At 42.7% G+C, this 19,264-nt stretch carries 21 protein-coding genes and 1 rRNA gene; 20 read left to right on the forward strand and 2 right to left on the reverse strand.

All coding sequences use genetic code 11. The features are described from left to right. The 16 genes from rrf to DQX04_RS00080 form a co-directional block, all read left to right on the forward strand. Positions 1-109: ribosomal RNA gene (rrf, locus tag DQX04_RS00005) — 5S ribosomal RNA — on the forward strand; the annotation flags it as partial. Positions 110-994: 885 nt separating this feature from the next. Further along, on the forward strand, positions 995-1,687 hold the full coding sequence (gene pseF, locus DQX04_RS00010) for a pseudaminic acid cytidylyltransferase (RefSeq protein WP_111913755.1): 693 nt from the start codon (positions 995-997) through the stop codon (positions 1,685-1,687). A 5-nt stretch (positions 1,688-1,692) separates the two neighbouring features. Continuing rightward, complete coding sequence (gene pseG, locus DQX04_RS00015; protein ID WP_111913756.1) at positions 1,693-2,748, forward strand: UDP-2,4-diacetamido-2,4,6-trideoxy-beta-L-altropyranose hydrolase; 1,056 nt, start codon at positions 1,693-1,695, stop codon at positions 2,746-2,748. Further along, positions 2,745-3,785, forward strand: a complete 1,041-nt coding sequence (gene pseI, locus DQX04_RS00020; RefSeq protein ID WP_111913757.1) for a pseudaminic acid synthase — start codon at positions 2,745-2,747, stop codon at positions 3,783-3,785. Before pseG ends, pseI begins: the two co-directional genes overlap by 4 nt. Further along, positions 3,782-4,339 carry a UDP-4-amino-4,6-dideoxy-N-acetyl-beta-L-altrosamine N-acetyltransferase gene (gene pseH, locus DQX04_RS00025; protein WP_165831895.1) on the forward strand — a complete coding sequence of 186 codons (558 nt, stop codon included), beginning with the start codon at positions 3,782-3,784 and terminating at the stop codon, positions 4,337-4,339. The genes pseI and pseH overlap by 4 nt, the downstream gene beginning before the upstream one ends. A 20-nt stretch (positions 4,340-4,359) precedes the next feature. Continuing rightward, entirely contained in the window at positions 4,360-5,115 is a 756-nt protein-coding gene (locus DQX04_RS00030) for an SDR family NAD(P)-dependent oxidoreductase (protein WP_111913759.1), read from the forward strand. A gap of 27 nt (positions 5,116-5,142) precedes the next feature. Continuing rightward, complete coding sequence (locus tag DQX04_RS00035; protein ID WP_111913760.1) at positions 5,143-5,379, forward strand: acyl carrier protein; 237 nt, start codon at positions 5,143-5,145, stop codon at positions 5,377-5,379. Position 5,380: 1 nt separating this feature from the next. After that, positions 5,381-6,802 carry an AMP-binding protein gene (locus DQX04_RS00040; protein WP_165831896.1) on the forward strand — a complete coding sequence of 474 codons (1,422 nt, stop codon included), beginning with the start codon at positions 5,381-5,383 and terminating at the stop codon, positions 6,800-6,802. Positions 6,803-6,804: 2 nt separating this feature from the next. Then, positions 6,805-7,872 (forward strand): acyl-protein synthetase, encoded by a 1,068-nt coding sequence (locus DQX04_RS00045; RefSeq protein WP_111913762.1) that lies wholly within the window; start codon positions 6,805-6,807, stop codon positions 7,870-7,872. Further along, on the forward strand, positions 7,869-9,053 hold the full coding sequence (locus tag DQX04_RS00050; RefSeq protein WP_111913763.1) for an acyl-CoA reductase: 1,185 nt from the start codon (positions 7,869-7,871) through the stop codon (positions 9,051-9,053). The genes DQX04_RS00045 and DQX04_RS00050 overlap by 4 nt, the downstream gene beginning before the upstream one ends. Positions 9,054-9,090: 37 nt before the next feature. Beyond that, on the forward strand, positions 9,091-10,176 hold the full coding sequence (locus DQX04_RS00055; RefSeq protein ID WP_165831897.1) for a DegT/DnrJ/EryC1/StrS aminotransferase family protein: 1,086 nt from the start codon (positions 9,091-9,093) through the stop codon (positions 10,174-10,176). After that, a complete protein-coding gene (locus tag DQX04_RS00060) occupies positions 10,173-10,847 on the forward strand; it encodes a WbqC family protein (RefSeq protein ID WP_111913765.1) in 675 nt (224 codons plus the stop codon). The genes DQX04_RS00055 and DQX04_RS00060 overlap by 4 nt, the downstream gene beginning before the upstream one ends. Further along, entirely contained in the window at positions 10,844-11,608 is a 765-nt protein-coding gene (locus DQX04_RS00065) for a TauD/TfdA family dioxygenase (protein WP_165831898.1), read from the forward strand. The genes DQX04_RS00060 and DQX04_RS00065 overlap by 4 nt, the downstream gene beginning before the upstream one ends. Beyond that, entirely contained in the window at positions 11,595-12,455 is an 861-nt protein-coding gene (locus DQX04_RS00070; protein ID WP_165831899.1) for a sulfotransferase domain-containing protein, read from the forward strand. The genes DQX04_RS00065 and DQX04_RS00070 overlap by 14 nt, the downstream gene beginning before the upstream one ends. Then, positions 12,445-13,188 carry a sulfotransferase gene (locus tag DQX04_RS00075; RefSeq protein WP_111913768.1) on the forward strand — a complete coding sequence of 248 codons (744 nt, stop codon included), beginning with the start codon at positions 12,445-12,447 and terminating at the stop codon, positions 13,186-13,188. Before DQX04_RS00070 ends, DQX04_RS00075 begins: the two co-directional genes overlap by 11 nt. Beyond that, entirely contained in the window at positions 13,185-14,264 is a 1,080-nt protein-coding gene (locus tag DQX04_RS00080) for a TDP-N-acetylfucosamine:lipid II N-acetylfucosaminyltransferase (protein WP_111913769.1), read from the forward strand. Before DQX04_RS00075 ends, DQX04_RS00080 begins: the two co-directional genes overlap by 4 nt. 11 nt (positions 14,265-14,275) lie before the next feature. Here DQX04_RS00080 and DQX04_RS00085 read toward each other — a convergent pair whose 3' ends face one another. Further along, positions 14,276-15,361 (reverse strand): glycosyltransferase, encoded by a 1,086-nt coding sequence (locus DQX04_RS00085; protein ID WP_111913770.1) that lies wholly within the window; start codon positions 15,359-15,361, stop codon positions 14,276-14,278. A 177-nt stretch (positions 15,362-15,538) separates the two neighbouring features. On the opposite strand from DQX04_RS00085, the gene DQX04_RS00090 reads away from it, so the two are divergent. The 4 genes from DQX04_RS00090 to DQX04_RS00105 are packed head-to-tail and all read left to right on the forward strand — an operon-like array spanning position 15,539 to position 17,928. Continuing rightward, on the forward strand, positions 15,539-15,940 hold the full coding sequence (locus tag DQX04_RS00090; protein WP_111913771.1) for an FdtA/QdtA family cupin domain-containing protein: 402 nt from the start codon (positions 15,539-15,541) through the stop codon (positions 15,938-15,940). Beyond that, positions 15,937-16,398 carry an acyltransferase gene (locus DQX04_RS00095; protein WP_111913772.1) on the forward strand — a complete coding sequence of 154 codons (462 nt, stop codon included), beginning with the start codon at positions 15,937-15,939 and terminating at the stop codon, positions 16,396-16,398. The genes DQX04_RS00090 and DQX04_RS00095 overlap by 4 nt, the downstream gene beginning before the upstream one ends. Then, positions 16,395-17,492, forward strand: a complete 1,098-nt coding sequence (locus DQX04_RS00100; RefSeq protein WP_111913773.1) for a DegT/DnrJ/EryC1/StrS aminotransferase family protein — start codon at positions 16,395-16,397, stop codon at positions 17,490-17,492. Before DQX04_RS00095 ends, DQX04_RS00100 begins: the two co-directional genes overlap by 4 nt. Positions 17,493-17,538: 46 nt before the next feature. After that, complete coding sequence (locus tag DQX04_RS00105) at positions 17,539-17,928, forward strand: nucleoside-diphosphate sugar epimerase/dehydratase (protein ID WP_111913774.1); 390 nt, start codon at positions 17,539-17,541, stop codon at positions 17,926-17,928. Here the strand turns inward: DQX04_RS00105 and DQX04_RS00110 are convergent. Further along, the gene (locus DQX04_RS00110) at positions 17,911-19,149 is read right to left on the reverse strand and encodes a CDP-glycerol glycerophosphotransferase family protein (RefSeq protein ID WP_165831900.1); all 1,239 of its coding nucleotides are present in this window, start codon (positions 19,147-19,149) and stop codon (positions 17,911-17,913) included. The two genes, DQX04_RS00105 and DQX04_RS00110, sit on opposite strands and share 18 nt — an antisense overlap. Positions 19,150-19,264 lie beyond the last annotated feature (115 nt).

Raw genomic sequence — 19,264 nt, forward strand, 5'->3', positions numbered from 1 at the left:
GCCATAGCGACGTGGAACCACCTGAATCCATTCCGAACTCAGAAGTGAAACATGTCAGCGCCGATGGTAGTGTGGGGATTCCCCATGTGAGAGTAGGTCACCGCCAGGCTTCTAATAAAACAGCCCCCCGCAATGCGCGAGGGGCTTTTTTATTTGTCGCTCGCCAGTGAACTACAGTGATGGTTAAACTTACGTCCTGTAGCATCCCCCGGCTCGGCGTCCATGCCTCGCGTAAAAGCGTAGCGAGCAGTGCTCGCTTTAACGGCTTTTACCCTGTCCAGGCTTAAAGCCCTTCGCGTTGAGCGAGGGGCTTTTTGTTTGGGTTCCACCTATGTATACATCCATGTAGCATCGCCCGACTCGGCATCCATGCCTCGTGTAAAAACCTGAACGAGCTGTGCTCGCTCCGGGCGGTTTTTACCCATGTAGCATCCCCCGGCTCGGCGTCCATGCCTCGCGTAAAAGCCTAGCGAGCAGTGCTCGCTTTAACGGCTTTTACCCTGTCCAGGCTTAAAGCCCTTCGCGGTGAGCGGGGGGCTTTTTGTTTGGGTTCCACCTATGTATACATCCATGTAGCATCCCCCGGCTCGGCGTCCATGCCTCGCGTAAAAACCTAAACGAGCTGTGCTCGCTTCGGGCGGTTTTTACCCATGTAGCATCCCCCGGCTCGGCGTCCATGCCTCGCGTAAAAGCCTAGCGAGCAGTGCTCGCTTTAACGGCTTTTACCCCACAAGATTATAAAGTCAGAGCACAAGCCAGGCACATTGAGCACCTATCTTGTATAGAGCTACGTTCGTACGGACCGCTGTGCGGTCTGCACGGTTAAGCTTAAAGACTGTATCTCCAATCCCAACTGCAGATTAACCGTAACGATTCGTGTAAGCCTTAATCGTCATGTAGTAGGCATAAAAATGATTTGTTTTTTATATCAATGATTCTTGCTTATGGTCGATGTATGATAAGTCTATAATTAAAACTAAAAGAGTACGGCGATATGGCGTTAGCGGTTATTCCTGCTCGGGGTGGAAGTAAACGTATCCCCCGTAAAAACATAAAACCCTTTTGTGGTAAGCCTATGATAGCTTGGTCTATTGAGGCGGCTTTGAATAGCCATTGTTTTGAGCGCGTAGTGGTTTCGACTGACGACGAAGAGATCGCAGAGGTCGCTCGATCTTATGGTGCAGAAACGCCGTTTGTGCGGCCTCAAAAGTTAAGTGATGACTACACTGGCACTTCTCCCGTTGTTAGACACGCTATTGAAACACTGAAGGAACAAGGAGAAAGTTATGACGAAGTTTGCTGCATTTATGCTACGGCACCTTTTCTCGTTCCAGAGTTTTTGTCGTCAGCAAAGCAAATGCTCACTGACCATTCCTGCCCATATGTATTCAGTATTTGTTCTTTTCCCTATCCGATTCAACGAGCGGTAAAGCTTTCTGATTCTGGTCATGTAGAAAAGTTTGAACAGCGAAACTTCAATGTACGCTCTCAAGACTTAGAAGAAGCATTCCATGACGCTGGTCAGTTTTATTGGGGAACCTCCGAAGCTTGGTTAAGCAAGGAAAGCGTTTTTTCAGGCCGCGCGCAAGGTTTTGTATTACCACGCTCTCGTGTTCAAGATATTGATACGCATGAGGATTGGGAAAGAGCAGAGCTTATGATGAAAGCGTTAGAGGTTGGAAAATAATTCCGGTGAATATTCTAATTCGTGTTGACGCTAATATTCACATGGGCAGCGGACATGTAATGCGTTGTTTAACGCTTGCTAATAAGCTTAAAAGTTCTGATGCTAGCGTTGAGTTCGTTTGCATTGATCAACCAGGTAACTTCATTGGTCACATAGAAGCACAAGGCTATGTGGTTCATCGGCTGAATTGTGATAGTTCTTACGATGGCTGGCTGCCATGGTCTGAAAATGAAGATTTTGAAAAAGTACAATCGCTTTTTAGCGAACCCAGTTATGACTGGGTGATTGTAGATCACTATGGCTTGTCGTCTACTTGGCATAGCTTAACACGACAACTTACAAAGCATATATTGGTCATTGACGACCTAGCTAATCGTAATTACGACGCCGATTTACTGCTTGATCAAAACTTAGGCAGAACGGCTGAAAACTACGAAGGTAAAGTACATGGGCAAGTTCTTGCGGGCACTTCTTATACGTTATTACGCGATGAGTTTTTAAATGCCCGCGCGCAAGCAAAAACAAGGACAAGCCTTAAGCGGTTAATGATTTCCTTAGGTGGGGTAGATGAATTTAATTATACCCATCAAATTATTGAGTGTATTGCCGAAAAACTAGATGGGTTATTTACCCAAATTGATGTGGTTTTAGGCGCTACTTCACCCCATGTTGACTCAATTAGGTCTGCAGTCACTAAGTTTAACCAAACAAACGTTAGTGTACTCCATGGTATAAGCAATGTAGCGGAAGTGATGATGCATGCCGATCTTGCGATTGGAGCTGCGGGAACAACGTCTTGGGAGCGCTGCTGCTTAGGCTTACCAACTATAATGATGGAGTTGGCACCCAATCAACGTACAGCGGTTGTAGCACTTGAAGCACAAGGGGTAGGCATTCGTTTAAAGGTTGAAGATATTGCGGTAGAGTTAGTGCATCAAATTCAAATGTTAGCGCATGATCATTCCCGTTTATCAGCTATGTCCAGAAAAGCTGCGACGTTGGTTGACGGTAACGGTGTAACTCGGGTCGTCAATGCGATGAAAGAGGTAAACGAGCAATGAAAATAGGTCAACGTAAGATAGGCTCGAGCGAGAAGCCTTTTATAATTGCTGAATTGTCCGGTAATCATGATCAATCGCTAGAGAAAGCTCTGACTATGGTTGATGCAGCTGCGGCTGCTGGCGTAGACGCGATTAAGCTCCAAACCTACACCGCAGACACCATTACGCTCGACGTTCATGAAAATGAATTTTATATAGATAACAAAGAAAACCTTTGGCACGGCTATTCTTTATATCAGTTGTATCAAAAGGCAATGACACCTTGGGAGTGGCATAAACCCATTTTCGAGCGTGCTAAGCAATTAGGTATCTTGGCGTTCAGTTCACCTTTTGATTTAACTGCTGTCGATTATTTAGAGTCGCTAGATACGCCTTGCTACAAAATTGCGTCTTTTGAGAATACTGATCATGAACTTATTGCGGCTGTCGCAAGAACAGGAAAGCCCGTTATTGTGTCTACGGGTATGGCAAGCCAAACTGAGATAGCTGAGGCAGTGGAGGTGTTGGAGAGCAATGGTTGCGAGGACTATATTCTCCTAAAATGCACAAGCCATTACCCTGCGCGTCCTGTTGACGCAAACCTCAATACGATTCCTCATTTACGCGAGCTTTTTGGCTGTGAAGTTGGACTTTCAGACCATACTGCTGGGCTTGGCGTCGCTGTAGCCGCTGTTGCGGTTGGTGCTACTGTTATAGAAAAACATTTTGTACTCGACCGCAGTGAAGGTGGGGTAGATGCCGAGTTTTCGATGGAGCCCCATGAGTTTAAACAGTTAGTTGAAGAAGCGAAGCGTGCACATGATGCTATGGGAACAGTACACTACGGATGTACCGAGCAAGAGATAGCGTCACGAAAACACCGTCGTTCGCTCTATATTGCTGAAGACATGGCAGAAGGTGAAATTCTAACTGAGAAGAATCTTAGGTCTGTTCGCCCTGGACTCGGCTTACCTGTGAAGTATTTACCTATACTGTTAGGTCGCCCTATTAAGCGATCTGCTAAGAAGGGTACAGCTATGCAATGGGACTTGGTATGAAGGCGGTTGTACCGTTTCAAAGATACGGCGTTACATTGAAACGCCTCGAAGAAGATATGCTAGAGCAAGTCCGTTCGTGGCGAAACTCTCCTGAAGTGGCGAAACACATGCTACAACAAGGTGAAATTTCAAAAGAGCAGCAGGAAAATTGGTACCAAGGGCTTCAGGAAGACGATAGCAGGATTTACTGGGTAGCTTGGTTCAAGGAACAACCCATCGGCGTCGCTTCGTTGACTAAAATTGACCTTAGCAAAGGTAGTGCTGAGCCGGGCATGTATATTTACCCCGAGCAGTTTAAGAATAATATTATTCCTTTTTGTGTCGCATTTGCTTTGAACGACTTTGCGTTTGAAGAGCTTGGTTTAACGACCCTTGTGGGCAAAATATTTGTTGATAACGAGGCTTCGGTGCGGTTCCATGAAAAATGTGGTTATAAATCTACTTCTCAAATAACTCATGTAGAAGAGCAACAGAAAGATTTACAGTGGTACAGTTTAAATAGAAAAGATTACGAAGCCGCTAAAGCTCCAATCGCTAGGTTTATAAGGTACTAAGGGTTGAGTACAAGAAAACTATGAGTATTGAAATCGATTTAACAGGAAAGGTCGCATTGGTGACCGGAGCTAGCAGAGGTATAGGAGCTGAAGTTGCGTCACTCTTAGTGAAAGCTGGAGCTCATGTTTTGGTCAATGGCCGCAACGAGGATGCGCTCACTGAGCTTTGCCAAAAGCTTAATGATAGTTTTTCAGGTACCGCAGAGCCAATAGCGTTCGATGTTACTGATCCGCAAGCAGTAAAAGATGCATTTCAGAAAATATTTAAAGTCTCGAAAAGGTTGGATATTCTGGTCAATAACGCTGGCATTTTAGACGACGCGCTCATTGGTATGGTGTCGCAAGAGCAGATAAAGAATACCTTCTCAACAAACACCTATAGTGTGCTTTATACCAGCCAGTATGCCGCGAGACTGATGGCACGCGCAGGTTCAGGTAGTATTATTAATATCGCTTCCATTATTGGCCGTGTCGGTAATGAAGGCCAAGCGGTGTATGCCGGAAGCAAAGCTGCTGTGATTGGTATTACCCAATCTTTGGCTAAAGAGTTAGCGGCACAAAACATAAGAGTTAACGCGGTAGCTCCTGGTTTTATAGATACTGATATGACGAAGAGCATTCCAGAAGATAAATACCAGCAGCGAATGGACTCTATCGGTATGCAAAGAATAGGGACGCCGGACGATGTTGCGCGCTCAGTTTTATTCTTAGCCTCGGACTTATCGTCTTATGTAACAGGTCAGGTCGTTGGCGTAGATGGCGGTATGCTTGTTTAATACGTTTTACATTTGGAAAAAATAATAATGACATCAGAAGTTTTATATTCCGTTTTTGCAAAAGCTCTTGGTATTCCTTTAGAGAAGGTTAATGATGACTTAACCTACAACACCATTAAAGAATGGGATTCCACTGCTCATATGATTCTTGTGGCCGAAATTGAGGATACATTTGAAGTCATGCTCGACACAGACGATATTATTGATATGAGCTCTGTAGGCAAGTGTCGTGAAATTCTAAAAAAATATGACGTCGAGTGTTAATTTGCAGAAAAATGCAGATATTTTTAATAGATTAGACTACTTTTTAGGTCCCGCTCTTCTAACTGACAAAGAGTCAGTGAGCTATGCTGAACTCGAGCAACGTGTAGCAGAGCATGCATTAGAAATAGAACAGCAGTGTATTAATGAGCGAGGAGAGCCTTGCTTGGCAGCACTCGCATTCGAGAACAACATAGAAAGTGTCGTCAATTATCTTGCTGCTCTGCGAGCGCAGGTTCCATTGCTGTTAATCGACCCTGACCTCAACATAGACATGAAAAAGGCTATGTATGAGAAGCTAGGGGTGAGTATTGTGCTTAGCGGAAAAGCTATTATGCAAATAGCGCCGTGGCCTTTTCATAATACTCAAAAGCCTATTGCTTCAAGCAAAGCAAAAGCTGCACTTTTGCTCAGCACTAGTGGTTCTTCTGGGGCTCCAAAGTCGGTTATGTTAAGTCGGGACAACTTAATTTCGAATACAAATTCAATTTTAGATTATTTGCCCATAGAGCAGGCGGACTGCGCAATAACAACGCTTCCTTTGCATTACAGTTTTGGTTTATCTGTTTTAAATACTCATCTTGCGAAAGGTGCTCGGATAGTTCTGACTAAACACCCTTTGATGTCTAAAGAGTTTTGGCAACTCTTCCGAGAGCACGGTGTTACTTCTCTTTCTGGCGTTCCGTTCCATTTCCAGATGCTACAAATGCTCCGGTTAGAGCGCATGGAGCTGCCACAGATGCGCTATTTAGCCCAAGCGGGTGGCAAAATGTCGCCGGATCTCGTTGAGCATTTTGAAGGTATAGCGAAAGACCGAGACTGGACACTCTATGTAATGTACGGTCAAACTGAAGCAACGGCTCGTATGGCTTATGTTCCGCCAGAGGTTTTAAGTGGTGCTAGAGATTCCATAGGAAAAGCGATTCCTGGCGGACGGTTTGAAATTCGTGAAATCGGAACTAGTGAACTTATAAGAAGTTCTGACCAAGCGGGTGAGCTGTGGTATTTCGGTAATAATGTAATGTTAGGTTACGCTAAAGCTGCTACTGACTGGACGCTAGAGCGTGTACCACAACAAAGCTTAGCCACTGGCGACATTGCTGAATGGACGGATAACGGATTAGTGCGTATTACAGGACGCCTTTCACGGTTTATAAAAATTAGAGGCAAACGCTTACAGCTCGACCACATAGAGCAGGCCATGCAAAGCATTTCTAAGGACATATTATGTTGCGGTGAAGACGACATGCTTTATGTAGTAAATGCGCCTGATACCGAAACAACCCATCAATATTTACGTGAGTCTTTAGGATTACACCCTAGCTTGTACCAAATTACTGAAGTTACTGAGCTGCCTACGCTTTCTAGTGGTAAAATTGATTTCCAGAAGCTGCTTACAATGTGCAACAAGAGGGAAGGTGAATAGCCATGGACTTGTTTGATGTAGGCCCTTACGAGCTCTCTGAAGCAATAAAAACAACGATGCTAAGGCAGAGGTTAGTTAGCCTCACAGAGCATCACATAGCCAACTGCGCGGATTATCAGAAGCTGTTTGGCGATATAGAGCTAGGTTCAATAAAGCAACTCGAAGACATTCCTTTTCTCACGGTTCCTTTGTTTAAACAACGGGAGCTGAAAAGCATCACCAAAGACCATGTATTTAAAGTTTTGCAGTCTTCGGGAACAACCGGACAGCGTCCTTCGCAAATTTACTTAGATGCACAAACTGCGAAATTGCAAAGTCGAGTACTCGTTAAAATTATGCAGGAATGGCTGGGTAAGCAAAGGCGCCATATGCTGATTTGGGATCACCCTAATGTAATCAAAGACAAAGCGTCTTTTTCAGCACGCGGGGCAGGTATTCAAGGCTTGTCGTTTTTAGGTCGCAATCATACGTATGCACTAAACGATGATATGTCGCTAAACGTTGAAGCAATCAATGAGTTTCATGAGAAGTTTTCAGACCAACCCGTTTTTATGTTTGGTTTTACTTTCATGGTGTGGAAGTACGGAATTCAAGCGCTGCAAGCGTCGAGCTTAAAGTTGAACTTCGAGAGCGCGGTATTGTTGCATAGTGGTGGTTGGAAAAAGTTACAGGACGAAGCGGTTAGTACGGACACATTCAATACCGTTGCAAACGACTGTCTTGGCTCAATAAAAGCGCATAATTTTTATGGTATGGTCGAACAAGTCGGCTCTATCTTTGTAGCTTGTGAGCACGGTTATTTTCACGCTCCGTCTACGGCTGAAGTGATTATTCGCAACCCAGAAACATGGAAACCTGCTGCAGTAGGTGAAACGGGCTGTATACAAGTTCTTTCCGCATTACCCGAAAGTTACCCAGGGCATAGTTTATTAACTGAAGATAAAGGCTTTGTGGTTGGGCGTGACGACTGCCAATGTGGCCGCAAAGGCACATATTTTAAAGTATTAGGTAGAATGGCAAAGGTCGAAGCTAGAGGGTGCAGTGATACGTTTGAGCGAGGTGCCTCATGAAGCAGCAAGCATCGAGTTGGCAAACGATAAATGAGGTAGGAATGAAGCCGAAGCTCACTCGATTTGCAGACCATAGCTTCTTTGCGTTCACTTCTCAGCTGTCAAATCGCTTAATTCGCGATGCCCAAGCGAGAGATTTTCCCGACTTAGTTGCGTTGGGTTATTGGCTGAGAAACGCCAATATGCAAAAAATTGCAGAGCAATATGAGTCTCAGCTCATTCGTCCTTTGGGACATGTTTTTCATGCAGCGCCAGGTAATGTAGATAGCTTGTTTGTTTATTCTGGCATTCTTAGCCTGTTATGTGGGAATGTGAACACAATTCGGCTGTCGTCAAAAGTGGGCGGAAGTGCCGACGTCTTGTGTGACATATTGGCCGAGCTTGCGCCCGAACACCCTGAGGTTTCCGCTCGCTTTCAACTTATCCGCTGCGAGCGAGACGATCCGAAGTTAAAAGCTCTGCAGGCGAATGTTGATGCTCGCGTGCTGTGGGGCTCAAATGAGGGCATAAAAGCACTTAAAAGTGTCGAAACGCCAGCGCATTGTCGCGACATTGTATTCGCGCACAAAATCTCGTTCAGTGTATTGGGTATAGACGCATTGCTTCGTGTCGACAAACCAACCTTGCAGCAATTAGTGGAAGACTTTGCGCGTGATAATTTAACATTTTCACAGCAAGCATGTTCTTCTGCTAAATGGGTAATTTGGCAGGGTAACGAAGAACATTTAGCTGAGGCTCAAAATATATTTTGGACAGCTCTTTTAGCCTATTTGAGCTCGGAAAAAGGGCGCAGTAAGTACAAGCTTACAGAAAGTGAGCGATACCAAGCGCTGAATAACGCACAAGACATGGCAATGGCTGGAGTCGTAAGTGGACAAATGCATGCCGAGCAAGTGGTTAGAGTATGGGCAAAGCAACTTCGTGAAGACTTTTCCGAGATACACCGTGGAGCAGGGCTATTTGTAGAGAGCCACGTACAGCAGCTACAGGAATTAAACCGATACATGACTCCTGCGCATCAGACAATGACGTATTGGGGCGTAGAAGACGTGCATGAGTGGTTAAAGGATTGTCTCGTGGGTGTCGATAGAGTAGTACCCGTCGGCCAAGCTTTGAACTTTGATGTGGTTTGGGATGGGGTTGATTTGGTAACTGCTTTGGGACGAGTTAATTCTCAATAAATGTCCAGAGATTAAGATAGATTAAATAGGTAATACATTGATTCCATATTACGTTCCAACCGTGCCTGATGTCGGATTACTTTCTTCCTATTTGGAGGAGATTAATCAACGTAAATGGTTAACTAACTTTGGTCCCCTAAGTGATAAGCTCGCAGCTCAATTGAGTAACTTACTTGGCCATCAACACATATTGCCGGTTTCGAGTTGTACTAACGGTTTAATGACCTGTTTCATGCTTCTTGGATGCAAGAGTGTGGTCACTACCCCTTTTAGTTTTGTGGCAACTTCTTCCTCCCTCAAATGGATGGGCATTCAAACGCATTTTGTAGATATTGATCCGGACTCTAAAAATATTTGCCCAAAAGCTCTCGAACAGTACCTATCAAAAAATCAGGGTAAAGTTGATGCAGTTGTTGCTACCCATGTATACGGTAATCCGTGCGATGTAGCAGCGCTTGACCGACTTGCAAAAGACTACGATGTAAAAATTATATACGATGCTGCACATGCTTTTGATGTCAAAGTAGATGACCGTTCGGTGTTGATGTTTGGCGAACTCTCGGTACTAAGTTTTCACGCTACGAAGATTTTCCACAGCGTTGAGGGAGGAGCTATTGCCGTTCCAAATGAGGAAGTTTTTGAGCGTGCTAGAAAAATTATCAACTTCGGTATAGACCGAAGTGCAGAGGTTACAGAAATTGGTATTAACTCAAAAATGAGTGAGTACCATGCTGCTGTAGGACTCGTACAAATGAGGACTATTGAGCGTGTGAAAAAACATCGTATCTCCTTATACGAAAGATACATTAAACACTTTCAAGGGCGGGTTGAGATTCAACAGTGGCATTCCAAGTCCTCTCCAAATGGTGCATATATGCCGATTTTTCTTGAATCAGCGCAACAAAGAGCCAAAGTGGTTAAAGCGTTAGATTCTCAACATGTAGGTTATAAGCAATATTTTTACAAAAACTTGAACTGCTCTATGTTTGGTGAAAGTGATCAAGCTCCTACACCTAATGCACAACATGCTTGCGACACTGTAGTGTGCTTGCCCATCTACTTTGATTTATCCATGAATGATGTAGATGCCATAGCTCAAACCGTTTTAGAGGCAGTGAAATGATTGCTGCAGCTTTTCAGCCATATTTTCTCCCTTACATCGGTTACTTCAGATTAATTGCAGATGCAGATATTTTTGTGGTGCTCGACAATGTTTCATTTCGGAAAAAGAGTTATATCAACCGTAACGTTATTTGGGTTGAGGACGCGCCATTTAGATTCACCTTGCCTGTTCATAAGGTAAGTCAGAATAGAATGATCAATGAACACACATACATTAATGATGGTGGTCTGTGTGAGCTTTTAAAAAAAACTTACCCTGCAGCACATGATTTCCCTCAAATACTTGATGGGATAGATCGTTTAAATGGGGAGTCCGAGGAGTCATCTCAAAATAAAAATGTGGCAGAAATTAATCAATCGCTCATTCAAACCGTTTTAGATTTGCTAGAAATAAATACAAAGGTAATCAAAGCATCTGATCTAGATATCTCAGTTGAGAAAGGCGCAAAACGCATTATCAATATTTGTCACGCAGTTGGAGCGAGTGAATATATCAATCCAATTGGAGGAAAAGAGTTATACGATGCACAGGAATTTGAAAACGCTGGTCTAAGATTGAAGTTTAAAGATTACCATAGCCAATTAACCCCAAGACAGTTGTCGTCTGTCGTTGACTCTGTTTTTGAATGGGGTGTTGAAAGCACGCGTCGATGCATGCGGGAGATGATATGATTAAAACCCTAGATACATTCGATTTAGAGCAAGTCGCAGAAGAAATTGAGATGTTGAGAACGCAAGGGCATGTTCTTCATCTGAAGGCTGGAAACGTTTCCTTTGGCAGCGGGCAATGGTATCAATTTTTAACCTCTCTACCTTTCCTGAAGTCTGACAGACGTCACTTTGATGTTGATTCTAATCTCAATGAAAGAGACTGGTGGCGAATCGAATATGATCCGAACCATGACCATACCTATGCCCATAGCAAAACTACCCAACCTTTTCATACCGATAACGCTTGGTTTGCAAACCCTCCTGAACTTAATTTCTTTTATTTAGAAAAGCAGGCTGAAAGCGGTGGGCATCAATTAGTTTACCCAATAGACAGATTGCTGGCGGATTTACAGAAGATTGAGCCTGAGCTGCTTAATAGCCTTTTGAATGTGGAAGTCACAATTCAAAAAGGCAGTGAACTTGGTGGTCATAGAACACCGATATTGAAAAGAATGAACGAAAAGACTACTAAGGTGTACTGGAATTATTATCGGATTATTCGTGAGACTCAAGAAATCGAAGATATGTGCGATGCATTCTTTAAATTTTTAGATGTGCAAATGCATTCAAAGTCTGTTGAGCGACTTACTTCAAAAACAGGAGACGCCTTTTGTTTTAATGATGGCTTGCTCCTTCACGCACGCGAAAGCTTTACGGCGTATCAGTTTGGTGACCGCGCGCTCCTTCAGTCAATGTGGTGTTTTCAAGATGCGTCACAATAAGCGATTTTTGCTTTGTGTGGGTGCTCAGAAAGGCGGGACAACTTGGCTATGGCATGCGTTACAAAAACACAAGGACGTTGATTTGGGTTTTACCAAGGAGTACCACTTTTTTGATGCTCTTTATCATGAAGAACAAAGATTTCGCTTAAATGCGGATGAACGTGCCGAGCAAGCAGCGATCTCGACGGGCACAAAACCTGAGCATCTCCAACTGCTCATGGAGTTTTACGCTAAACCTGAATGCTACTACCAATACTTTAAGAAGGTATTGTCTCAACCCGGAATTACATTAACGGGTGATTTTACACCTTCATACTCGATGCTATCGGAAGAGAACTTCCGTCATATTAGGGCGAGCTTAATCGAGTCGGGTTTTGACGTGAAAGTCGTTTTTATTATGCGAGAGCCATACGATAGAGTGTGGTCGGCATGTCGTATGCATAAGAAAAACAATCCTGAGCTTTATAGAAACGACTCGGGTGCAGAGATGTCAGAGGAAGAGTATCTGAATAAAAACTTTGATAGAAAAGATATTTGGATGAGGACTCAATATCATCAAACAGTTAAAGCATTGCAAAATGCATTTCCCAAGCAAGATGTTCAATTTTTATTATACGAAGACTTATTTAGTGAATGTTCGTTAAGCCAACTGTTTGATTTTTTGGGATTGTCATTGCATGAGGTCAAAATCGATTTTACGCCGATCAATAAGACCAAGCGAGCTGAAGTGATTTCTTTGGAAACAATCTCCTCTGTCCGAGAACATTACGCGCCTGTTGTCGATACATTAGATGCGCTTCTTCCAGAGTTGAGGGTTAAACAAGTGTGGGAAGGATATGAACGATAAATTATTCATATTAGGTGTGCAGAAATCTGGAACCTCCGCAATTGCTGGGTTGCTGGGAGATGCTTTTGGAATTCCTACGACACTTGATCTCAATGGAGCTATCAGTTCAAGCGATTGGCAGCTTAAGGTGAAATTCGGTTTGATGCCTTTCAAGGAGTTTGTGGATTCACACACGGATGACTTCAATAGAACTATTGTTAAAGAGCCGTGCCTAACTTTTTTTGCGCAGGAGTTGGAAGAAACTTTTCCTGAAGCAAAGTTTCTTGTTGTATTGCGGCATCCTTATGAGGTAGTACGTAGCACACTGCAAAGATTAAAAATTCCGGCTCACCTTGAAAGCATTAAATTTGAAGAGTGGGAAGAACTGGTAAAAACCAAAGCCTGGAGACTATGCCTGGATTCGACTTGGCTAGGTCAACCCTCCTCGAATTACATAGAGGCTTTGGCCTGGCGTTGGAAAATAAGTTGTGACCTTCAAAAAGTGTTACCAACAGCTAAGTTTATTCGGTATGAAGATTTTAAAGAAAATAGAGAAGCCTTCATATCGAATTTAGGTATCGATTTGGGACTGGGGCAGAAGGTTGTGAAGGCGCTAGATTACAATAAGCAATATCAACCTAAAGGAAAGCAAGTGAGTGGTTGGAGCGATTATTTTGGTGAGAATATAAAACTTATCAATAGGATATGTGGTGAAAATATGGAGTTGCTTGGATATCATCAGGTGAGCTCTTGAAACATCTGCTTCATATTTTTTACGACTCTCATCATCATAACCGACCCGTTTATGACATGTTTGAAGCTTTCTCTCAGTTTGGAGATATCTCTTCAGAATATGTCTACTTTGACCGGGATGGCTTTTTCCCTGAAAAAGAATATGTACCAACCGATAGGGGGCACTATTTTACGAATAATGGTGACATGCTTCCTTGGTTGAGACGTGTCTTCCGTCAATACAATACGCTTGTATTTCATAGTATGTTCAATGCCACAGCTTGGGATTTCTTAGCCCATGAGACAAATATTGCGAGTCACTCTGTATGGGTCGTTTTTGGCGGAGAAATATATGAAGGTTTAGAAAAGCCGGCGCTGGAACGCCTGGAATTGATGAGAGCGACTACGAAAAATGTGAAATCAATACTCACGTTCACTCAGCAAGAAGAGAATATTGTAAAAGAGTGTCTTGGCAGGCATAACGCTGTAGGCCGTTATGTTTATCTACAAGATTGGCAACCTAAACAGCTTGAGAAGCAATTGACTGAAAAAAGTCTGCCTGACTCCTTTAAAGTTCTTTTGTCCGGGAAAAAAGTAGCACTTATCGGGAACTCAGGTACACCTGCAAACAAACACAGAGAAATCTTAGAGGCATTGAGCCAAAACCAATTTAATGGGCTAATTCTGTTGCCTTTAGCTTACGGCGCTCATGAAGCGTATCGTAAAAATGTTGTCGATGTCGCGCGGTCATTTTTTCCGGAAGCACAAGTTGTCGTGCTCGAGGAGCCTGTGACTAATGATATTTATCGAACAATTCTTAGTTGTGTAGATTACTATTTCTTTGCTCACGAGCGCCAACAAGCTGGCCAACATTGGATGGCGGCTCTCGCTACGGGAATGCCTATTTTTGGCTATATGAACGGTGCAAGTTCCCAACACTTCTTGGAATTAGGGTTCCATGTGGGAGATGTTATGAACCCTAATCTTTCCGAAGAGTTTTTGTCAGATTTTAACGTTAATGTTGACCATTATCGGCACCTCTTCAGTCTGGAAAGAGTCCATGATTTATGGTTAGAGGGACTTCAATTATCTATTTAATATGCAGGTAATTATAGCGTGGTAGCAAAAGCTTTAAACTTCAAAAAATAGGATGTGTTGCTGTAAAGGCTCGCAATTTTAGTTTGCGCTTTTGTTCGCATTGATTGATAACTGCTCCAATTCGCTAAAACATGATCAAGCTTTTCATTCAGTTCATGTTCGTCATCGTAAGCAAGATAGTCCTCACCTTCTATAAACCCTTCAGGATAATTACCGCGCTCAGAAATGAGTATTGCTCCATGACCTATCGCTTCAAATAATCGAGCATTACTTTTATACAGCTGATTGAAGTCACCGTAAGTATTAACGACAACTTTTGCTCTGCTTAATTTGCTATGTAGTTGTTCGGCGAAAATAGGAGGAGAAATAAGGTCTGTATAATTTTTTAAAGACTGTTTTGCTGCGGCGCTTTCCGCTTGCAGATGAATATTAATTTTTTCCTGACCTTTAGCTTTTCGTTCCAACAGGCTTTGAATAACATGCCTTCGGTTTTTAAAGATGCTTTCGATATATTGCCCATAGAATAAAATGTCGATGTCGCGCTCGGTATTCGTACTGCGCTCCACCCAAAAACTAGGTATTCCCGGCTGAAGCTCAATGGCTGGTATTCCGTTAGCGTTCCAATAGTCTACGAAAGGTTTATGCAAAGATGTGTGCCCATGATAATCGGGAAATGTCATTGCATGGTCCTTGATATAAGCATTCCAGCAGATGTACCGAATATTACTCTTACCATAGCGACTAATGAGTATCTGAATAAACTCTTGGTCGATGAAAGGAGACATATCGAAAATTACGTCGGGTTGAAGCTGCTCAACCTGTGCAAGTTTAATATCTAATAACGATGCAGTTTCCGGCAGATTATTTTCTTGCGCCCAAAGGTATTGAAGGCGACGGTAATCCCACAAATTAAAAAAGGCTGTGTCCTTGCTTTCTGGTGATGGTTCTAGGATATATGACTGATAATAACCATGCCCACGTAAATGCTGGTTTAGCGCCGAAAAAGTAAGGTTGGGTTGATTACCTGGCTCAAACTCACGTTCGTATTGACGTGCATATCCTGGGTAAATATGAAGGCATTGATAGAATTTGGTCATGGCACCTAACTTTGTTACTCAATGAGAGCAATGCTCACCTATAATGCTTTGCTGAAAGCGTTAAAGTAGCATTAATTTCAAGAATATATCTTTAAGTACGATAAAGAAAGTACAGTCAAAAGTCTGTTATGGTTAGTATTTATAGTATGCCTCGATATTCTATCTCAAGGAGCATGAATGAGTTTATTAGAGTTTGTGGACTTTCCTCCATTGGGAGACGAACGAGGCTCTTTAGTGGCGCTTGAAAGTGATAAAACCGTTCCCTTTCCGATTAAACGCGTATATTACATTTTCGGAACTCAGCCGGGCGTAAGCCGTGGATTCCACGCTCATAAAAAACTCAAGCAAGTTGCTGTATGTGTAACCGGTAAATGCAAAATGGTTCTGGATAATGGCAAGCAACGAGAGGAAACTTGGTTAGACTCGCCAACAAAGGGGTTAGTCATCGATAATATGACTTGGCGGGAAATGCATGATTTTAGTGAGGATTGTGTACTTTTAGTGCTTGCCAGTGAACACTATAGTGAAGAAGACTATATTCGAAGTTACGACGATTTTATACGACAGGTGACTGAGTGACTTTTATACATGAACTTTCTGATGTGCAAACAACTCAGATCGGTGAGGGCACTTCTATTTGGCAGTTTTGTGTTGTTTTAAAGAATGCAGTGATTGGTCATGGATGTAATATTAATTCCCACGTATTCATAGAAAATGATGTTGTTATTGGCTCCAATGTAACAGTGAAGTGTGGTGTTCAGCTTTGGGACGGCACGCGTATTGAAGATAAGGTGTTCATAGGACCCAATGCAACGTTTACAAATGACCCGTTCCCTCGTTCTAAAGAGTATCCAGAACAATTTACTGGTATTACGGTTCGCGAAGGGGCAAGTATCGGAGCTAATGCAACAATATTAGCAGGTGTCACAATAGGTCAGAATGCAATGATTGGTGCTGGTGCTGTTGTGACGAAAGATGTGCCAGAAAAAGCTGTCGTGGTTGGCAATCCGGCCCGAATTATTAGGTATCTAGAATGATTCCATTTTTAGATTTAAAGGAAACAAATGCCAACTACCGCGAAGAATTGTTTGAAGCAGCTCGACGAGTTATCGATTCTGGCTGGTTTATCGGTGGGCGAGAATTAAAGCAATTTGAAGATGAGTTTTCTGCGTATTGCGGCGTGAACCACACGGTAGGGGTGGGGAATGGTTTAGATGCGCTAAGTCTGACACTTAGGGCATGGAAAACGATGGGAAAACTCAACGATGGTGACGAAGTTATAGTGCCAGCGAATACTTTCATTGCCAGCGTATTGGCTGTTACTGAGAATGGATTAAAGCCTGTGCTCGTGGAGCCAGACCCCAAAACCTATAATTTGTGCCCGCAAAACACCCAAAAAGCATTAACAAGAAATACACGCCTTGTTTTACCTGTCCATTTATACGGACAATTGGCCGATATGCCGGCCATATTGGATATTGCGAAGCGACACGATTTGCTTGTTTTAGAGGACGCGGCGCAAGCTCATGGCGCAGAGTTTCAGGGTAAAAAATCAGGAAGCTGGGGAGACGCTGCTGGTTTCAGTTTTTATCCCGGTAAAAACCTTGGCGCACTTGGCGATGGTGGTGCGGTAACCACACAAAACCAAGAATTAGCGAACCTCGTGCGTGCTTTAGGTAATTATGGCAGTGAACAAAAATATGAGCATAAATACCAGGGTATAAATAGTCGTTTGGATGAGATTCAAGCGGCAATGCTGAGCGTTAAGCTTAAGTACCTCAATCAAGAGATAACAAAGCGAAGAGAAGTGGCTGAAGCCTATCTTCAAGGAATTAACAATCCATTGATTTTTTTACCAAGTCCCGTGCGTGAAAATCATGTTTGGCATTTGTTTGTTGTCCGATCGCCAGAGCGCGAGCGACTTCAGAAGTATTTAAGTGATCACAATATTCAAAGCTCAATTCATTATCCGGTGCCACCACATCGCCAAAAGGCCTACTCTGATCTAGCTATGGGTGATTACCCTCAAACAGACGAGATTCATCAACAAGTTTTAAGCCTACCGATGAGTCCTGTGTTAACTGAAGAGCAGGTACAAACTGTAATTACTGTTTGTAATCAGTTTTCCTAACCGCAACTTTTTCAAAATTCAGATGTGAGAACTTAGCGAGATAGATATGAGTGATAAAGAACGAATTTTGATCTTCGGAGCAAGTACAGCGGGAATAAAAGCTTATCATATACTCAAAAAACAATATGTTATTGGTTCATTTCTAGACAATGATGCGAATAAACATGGTACGGAACTAGAGAACTTAAAAATAAGCGCTCCCAACGACATTAATACGCTTCAATTCGATAAAATTTGTATAGCTAGCGCATATCAATATCAAATTCTCAAGCAGTTAACAGATGAGCTCAATATTCCGAGAGAAAAGATTTTCTTCATTAGAAAACAAAAGGCGGTTGGTCAAGACAACGTATATTATTTCTCTTTTCTTACAACCTTAATTTTGTTTCTTTGTGCAGCGGGTGGAGCACTTTATGCTCTACTTAACTGGCTTTAGCACAGGTTCCAAAAGCTCTATAGTTTGCAACGTCTCAAAATAGTAGTTTTTCAATTCGACTAAGTTGGGGCGGCTGGAGCTTGACTCGTTCTTGCACTGTTCAATAGCGCTACGAATTTCAATAAACAGTGATTCTGAATCGACAACTTGTGGACCACTGGTTTTTGCGAAGTATGGGTAGTCCTCCATAAATCCGTTCAGCTCCTTGTATTCGTCAAGGTCATAAACAGACTGAATGATAGGGCGCTCAAGAATTAGGTAGTCGATAAGAACACTGGAATAGTCACTAATCAGCACATCACATAAGTCTAAAAACGCCATAAGGTCACTGTCAAAAGGTAATTTAATAATTTGACTGGCGGCTTCAATTTCTTGGTCTATTGACTCGTGTGTCTGGCTAACGCCTTGATGTTGGTATTCTTTATAAGAGCAGCTATGCCATTTGGTTAGGATTTTCGTGTTGTTTTGCTTCAGAAAGTCATTCAATAAGGAAATGTCTTCTTTACTGGAAAGCCCAAGAAACTTGTCCTGACCTGTATTTCTCCATGTAGGAAAGTATCCAATAATGGTTTCAGAGCTACTTTGAATAGTGTTTCTTAAGGACTCTTCTGAGGTTGATAAAACTCCAGCTGAGCCAGTAATCAGTATTTGGTTTCTTGGTAAGTTGGCTAGTATGAAATTTTCATTAGGAATATTAAAAAGATTCAACAAATAAGACATGTGTTTCTTATTCGGATATATAAAGTAGTTTTTGCGAGCACTCTTTCGGTACCACCAATCATGAAACTTAGAAAGCCAATGTTGCGCGTCGTTTTGTTCCATTACATTTAAGTCTTTCAATGTAACGCCGTGCCACAAGTTAAGTTTGTTGGCGCCTGTAGATGAAAAAATGTGGGTATCGGCTATGGAAACGTCGAACACATGCCAACTCGCTCTGAACCCGTACCACATTCCCTTTAGGCTAGATGGTGCATATGCTTCAATGTTTGCTGTTTCAACTTGGTTTCTAACTTCTTCACTAGGAGATAACCAAATAATTCGTTGCTTTGGCCATTTACGACGGGCGTGAATCGCAAAATGTTTACCATTATCAGCAAATCTTAGTCCCTTTGAACTTCCTACAACCCAAATCGCGCCGCTACGGGGAATAACCCAACTCAAAATCAAAGCGAGATGGCTTTTGATATGAAAGAGAAAGTTTTGCCAAAGTAGTTGCGCCAAGATTAGCTCCTTATGGTGACTGACTGAACTTATCATGCTCTAATGACCAAGACCAGATTATGGCCTAACACGACAATAATACTAGAAAAAATGCCTGAATAGGCTCGAAACGGTA

Origin of the sequence: Aliidiomarina sp. B3213 (assembly GCF_003290085.1) — a bacterium.
Taxonomy (GTDB): domain Bacteria; phylum Pseudomonadota; class Gammaproteobacteria; order Enterobacterales; family Alteromonadaceae; genus Aliidiomarina.

What these genes read in the sequence shown, in the direction of transcription:
- DQX04_RS00070 (WP_165831899.1), top strand. Translation starts at nt 11,595, where the DNA reads ATGCGTCACAATAAGCGATTTTTGCTTTGTGTGGGTGCTCAGAAAGGC.
- DQX04_RS00035 (WP_111913760.1), top strand. Translation starts at nt 5,143, where the DNA reads ATGACATCAGAAGTTTTATATTCCGTTTTTGCAAAAGCTCTTGGTATT.
- pseH (WP_165831895.1), top strand. Translation starts at nt 3,782, where the DNA reads ATGAAGGCGGTTGTACCGTTTCAAAGATACGGCGTTACATTGAAACGC.
- pseF (WP_111913755.1), top strand. Translation starts at nt 995, where the DNA reads ATGGCGTTAGCGGTTATTCCTGCTCGGGGTGGAAGTAAACGTATCCCC.
- pseI (WP_111913757.1), top strand. Translation starts at nt 2,745, where the DNA reads ATGAAAATAGGTCAACGTAAGATAGGCTCGAGCGAGAAGCCTTTTATA.
- DQX04_RS00100 (WP_111913773.1), top strand. Translation starts at nt 16,395, where the DNA reads ATGATTCCATTTTTAGATTTAAAGGAAACAAATGCCAACTACCGCGAA.
- DQX04_RS00085 (WP_111913770.1), bottom strand. Translation starts at nt 15,361, where the DNA reads ATGACCAAATTCTATCAATGCCTTCATATTTACCCAGGATATGCACGT.
- DQX04_RS00050 (WP_111913763.1), top strand. Translation starts at nt 7,869, where the DNA reads ATGAAGCAGCAAGCATCGAGTTGGCAAACGATAAATGAGGTAGGAATG.
- DQX04_RS00105 (WP_111913774.1), top strand. Translation starts at nt 17,539, where the DNA reads ATGAGTGATAAAGAACGAATTTTGATCTTCGGAGCAAGTACAGCGGGA.
- DQX04_RS00075 (WP_111913768.1), top strand. Translation starts at nt 12,445, where the DNA reads ATGAACGATAAATTATTCATATTAGGTGTGCAGAAATCTGGAACCTCC.
- DQX04_RS00030 (WP_111913759.1), top strand. Translation starts at nt 4,360, where the DNA reads ATGAGTATTGAAATCGATTTAACAGGAAAGGTCGCATTGGTGACCGGA.
- DQX04_RS00090 (WP_111913771.1), top strand. Translation starts at nt 15,539, where the DNA reads ATGAGTTTATTAGAGTTTGTGGACTTTCCTCCATTGGGAGACGAACGA.
- DQX04_RS00045 (WP_111913762.1), top strand. Translation starts at nt 6,805, where the DNA reads ATGGACTTGTTTGATGTAGGCCCTTACGAGCTCTCTGAAGCAATAAAA.
- DQX04_RS00060 (WP_111913765.1), top strand. Translation starts at nt 10,173, where the DNA reads ATGATTGCTGCAGCTTTTCAGCCATATTTTCTCCCTTACATCGGTTAC.
- DQX04_RS00065 (WP_165831898.1), top strand. Translation starts at nt 10,844, where the DNA reads ATGATTAAAACCCTAGATACATTCGATTTAGAGCAAGTCGCAGAAGAA.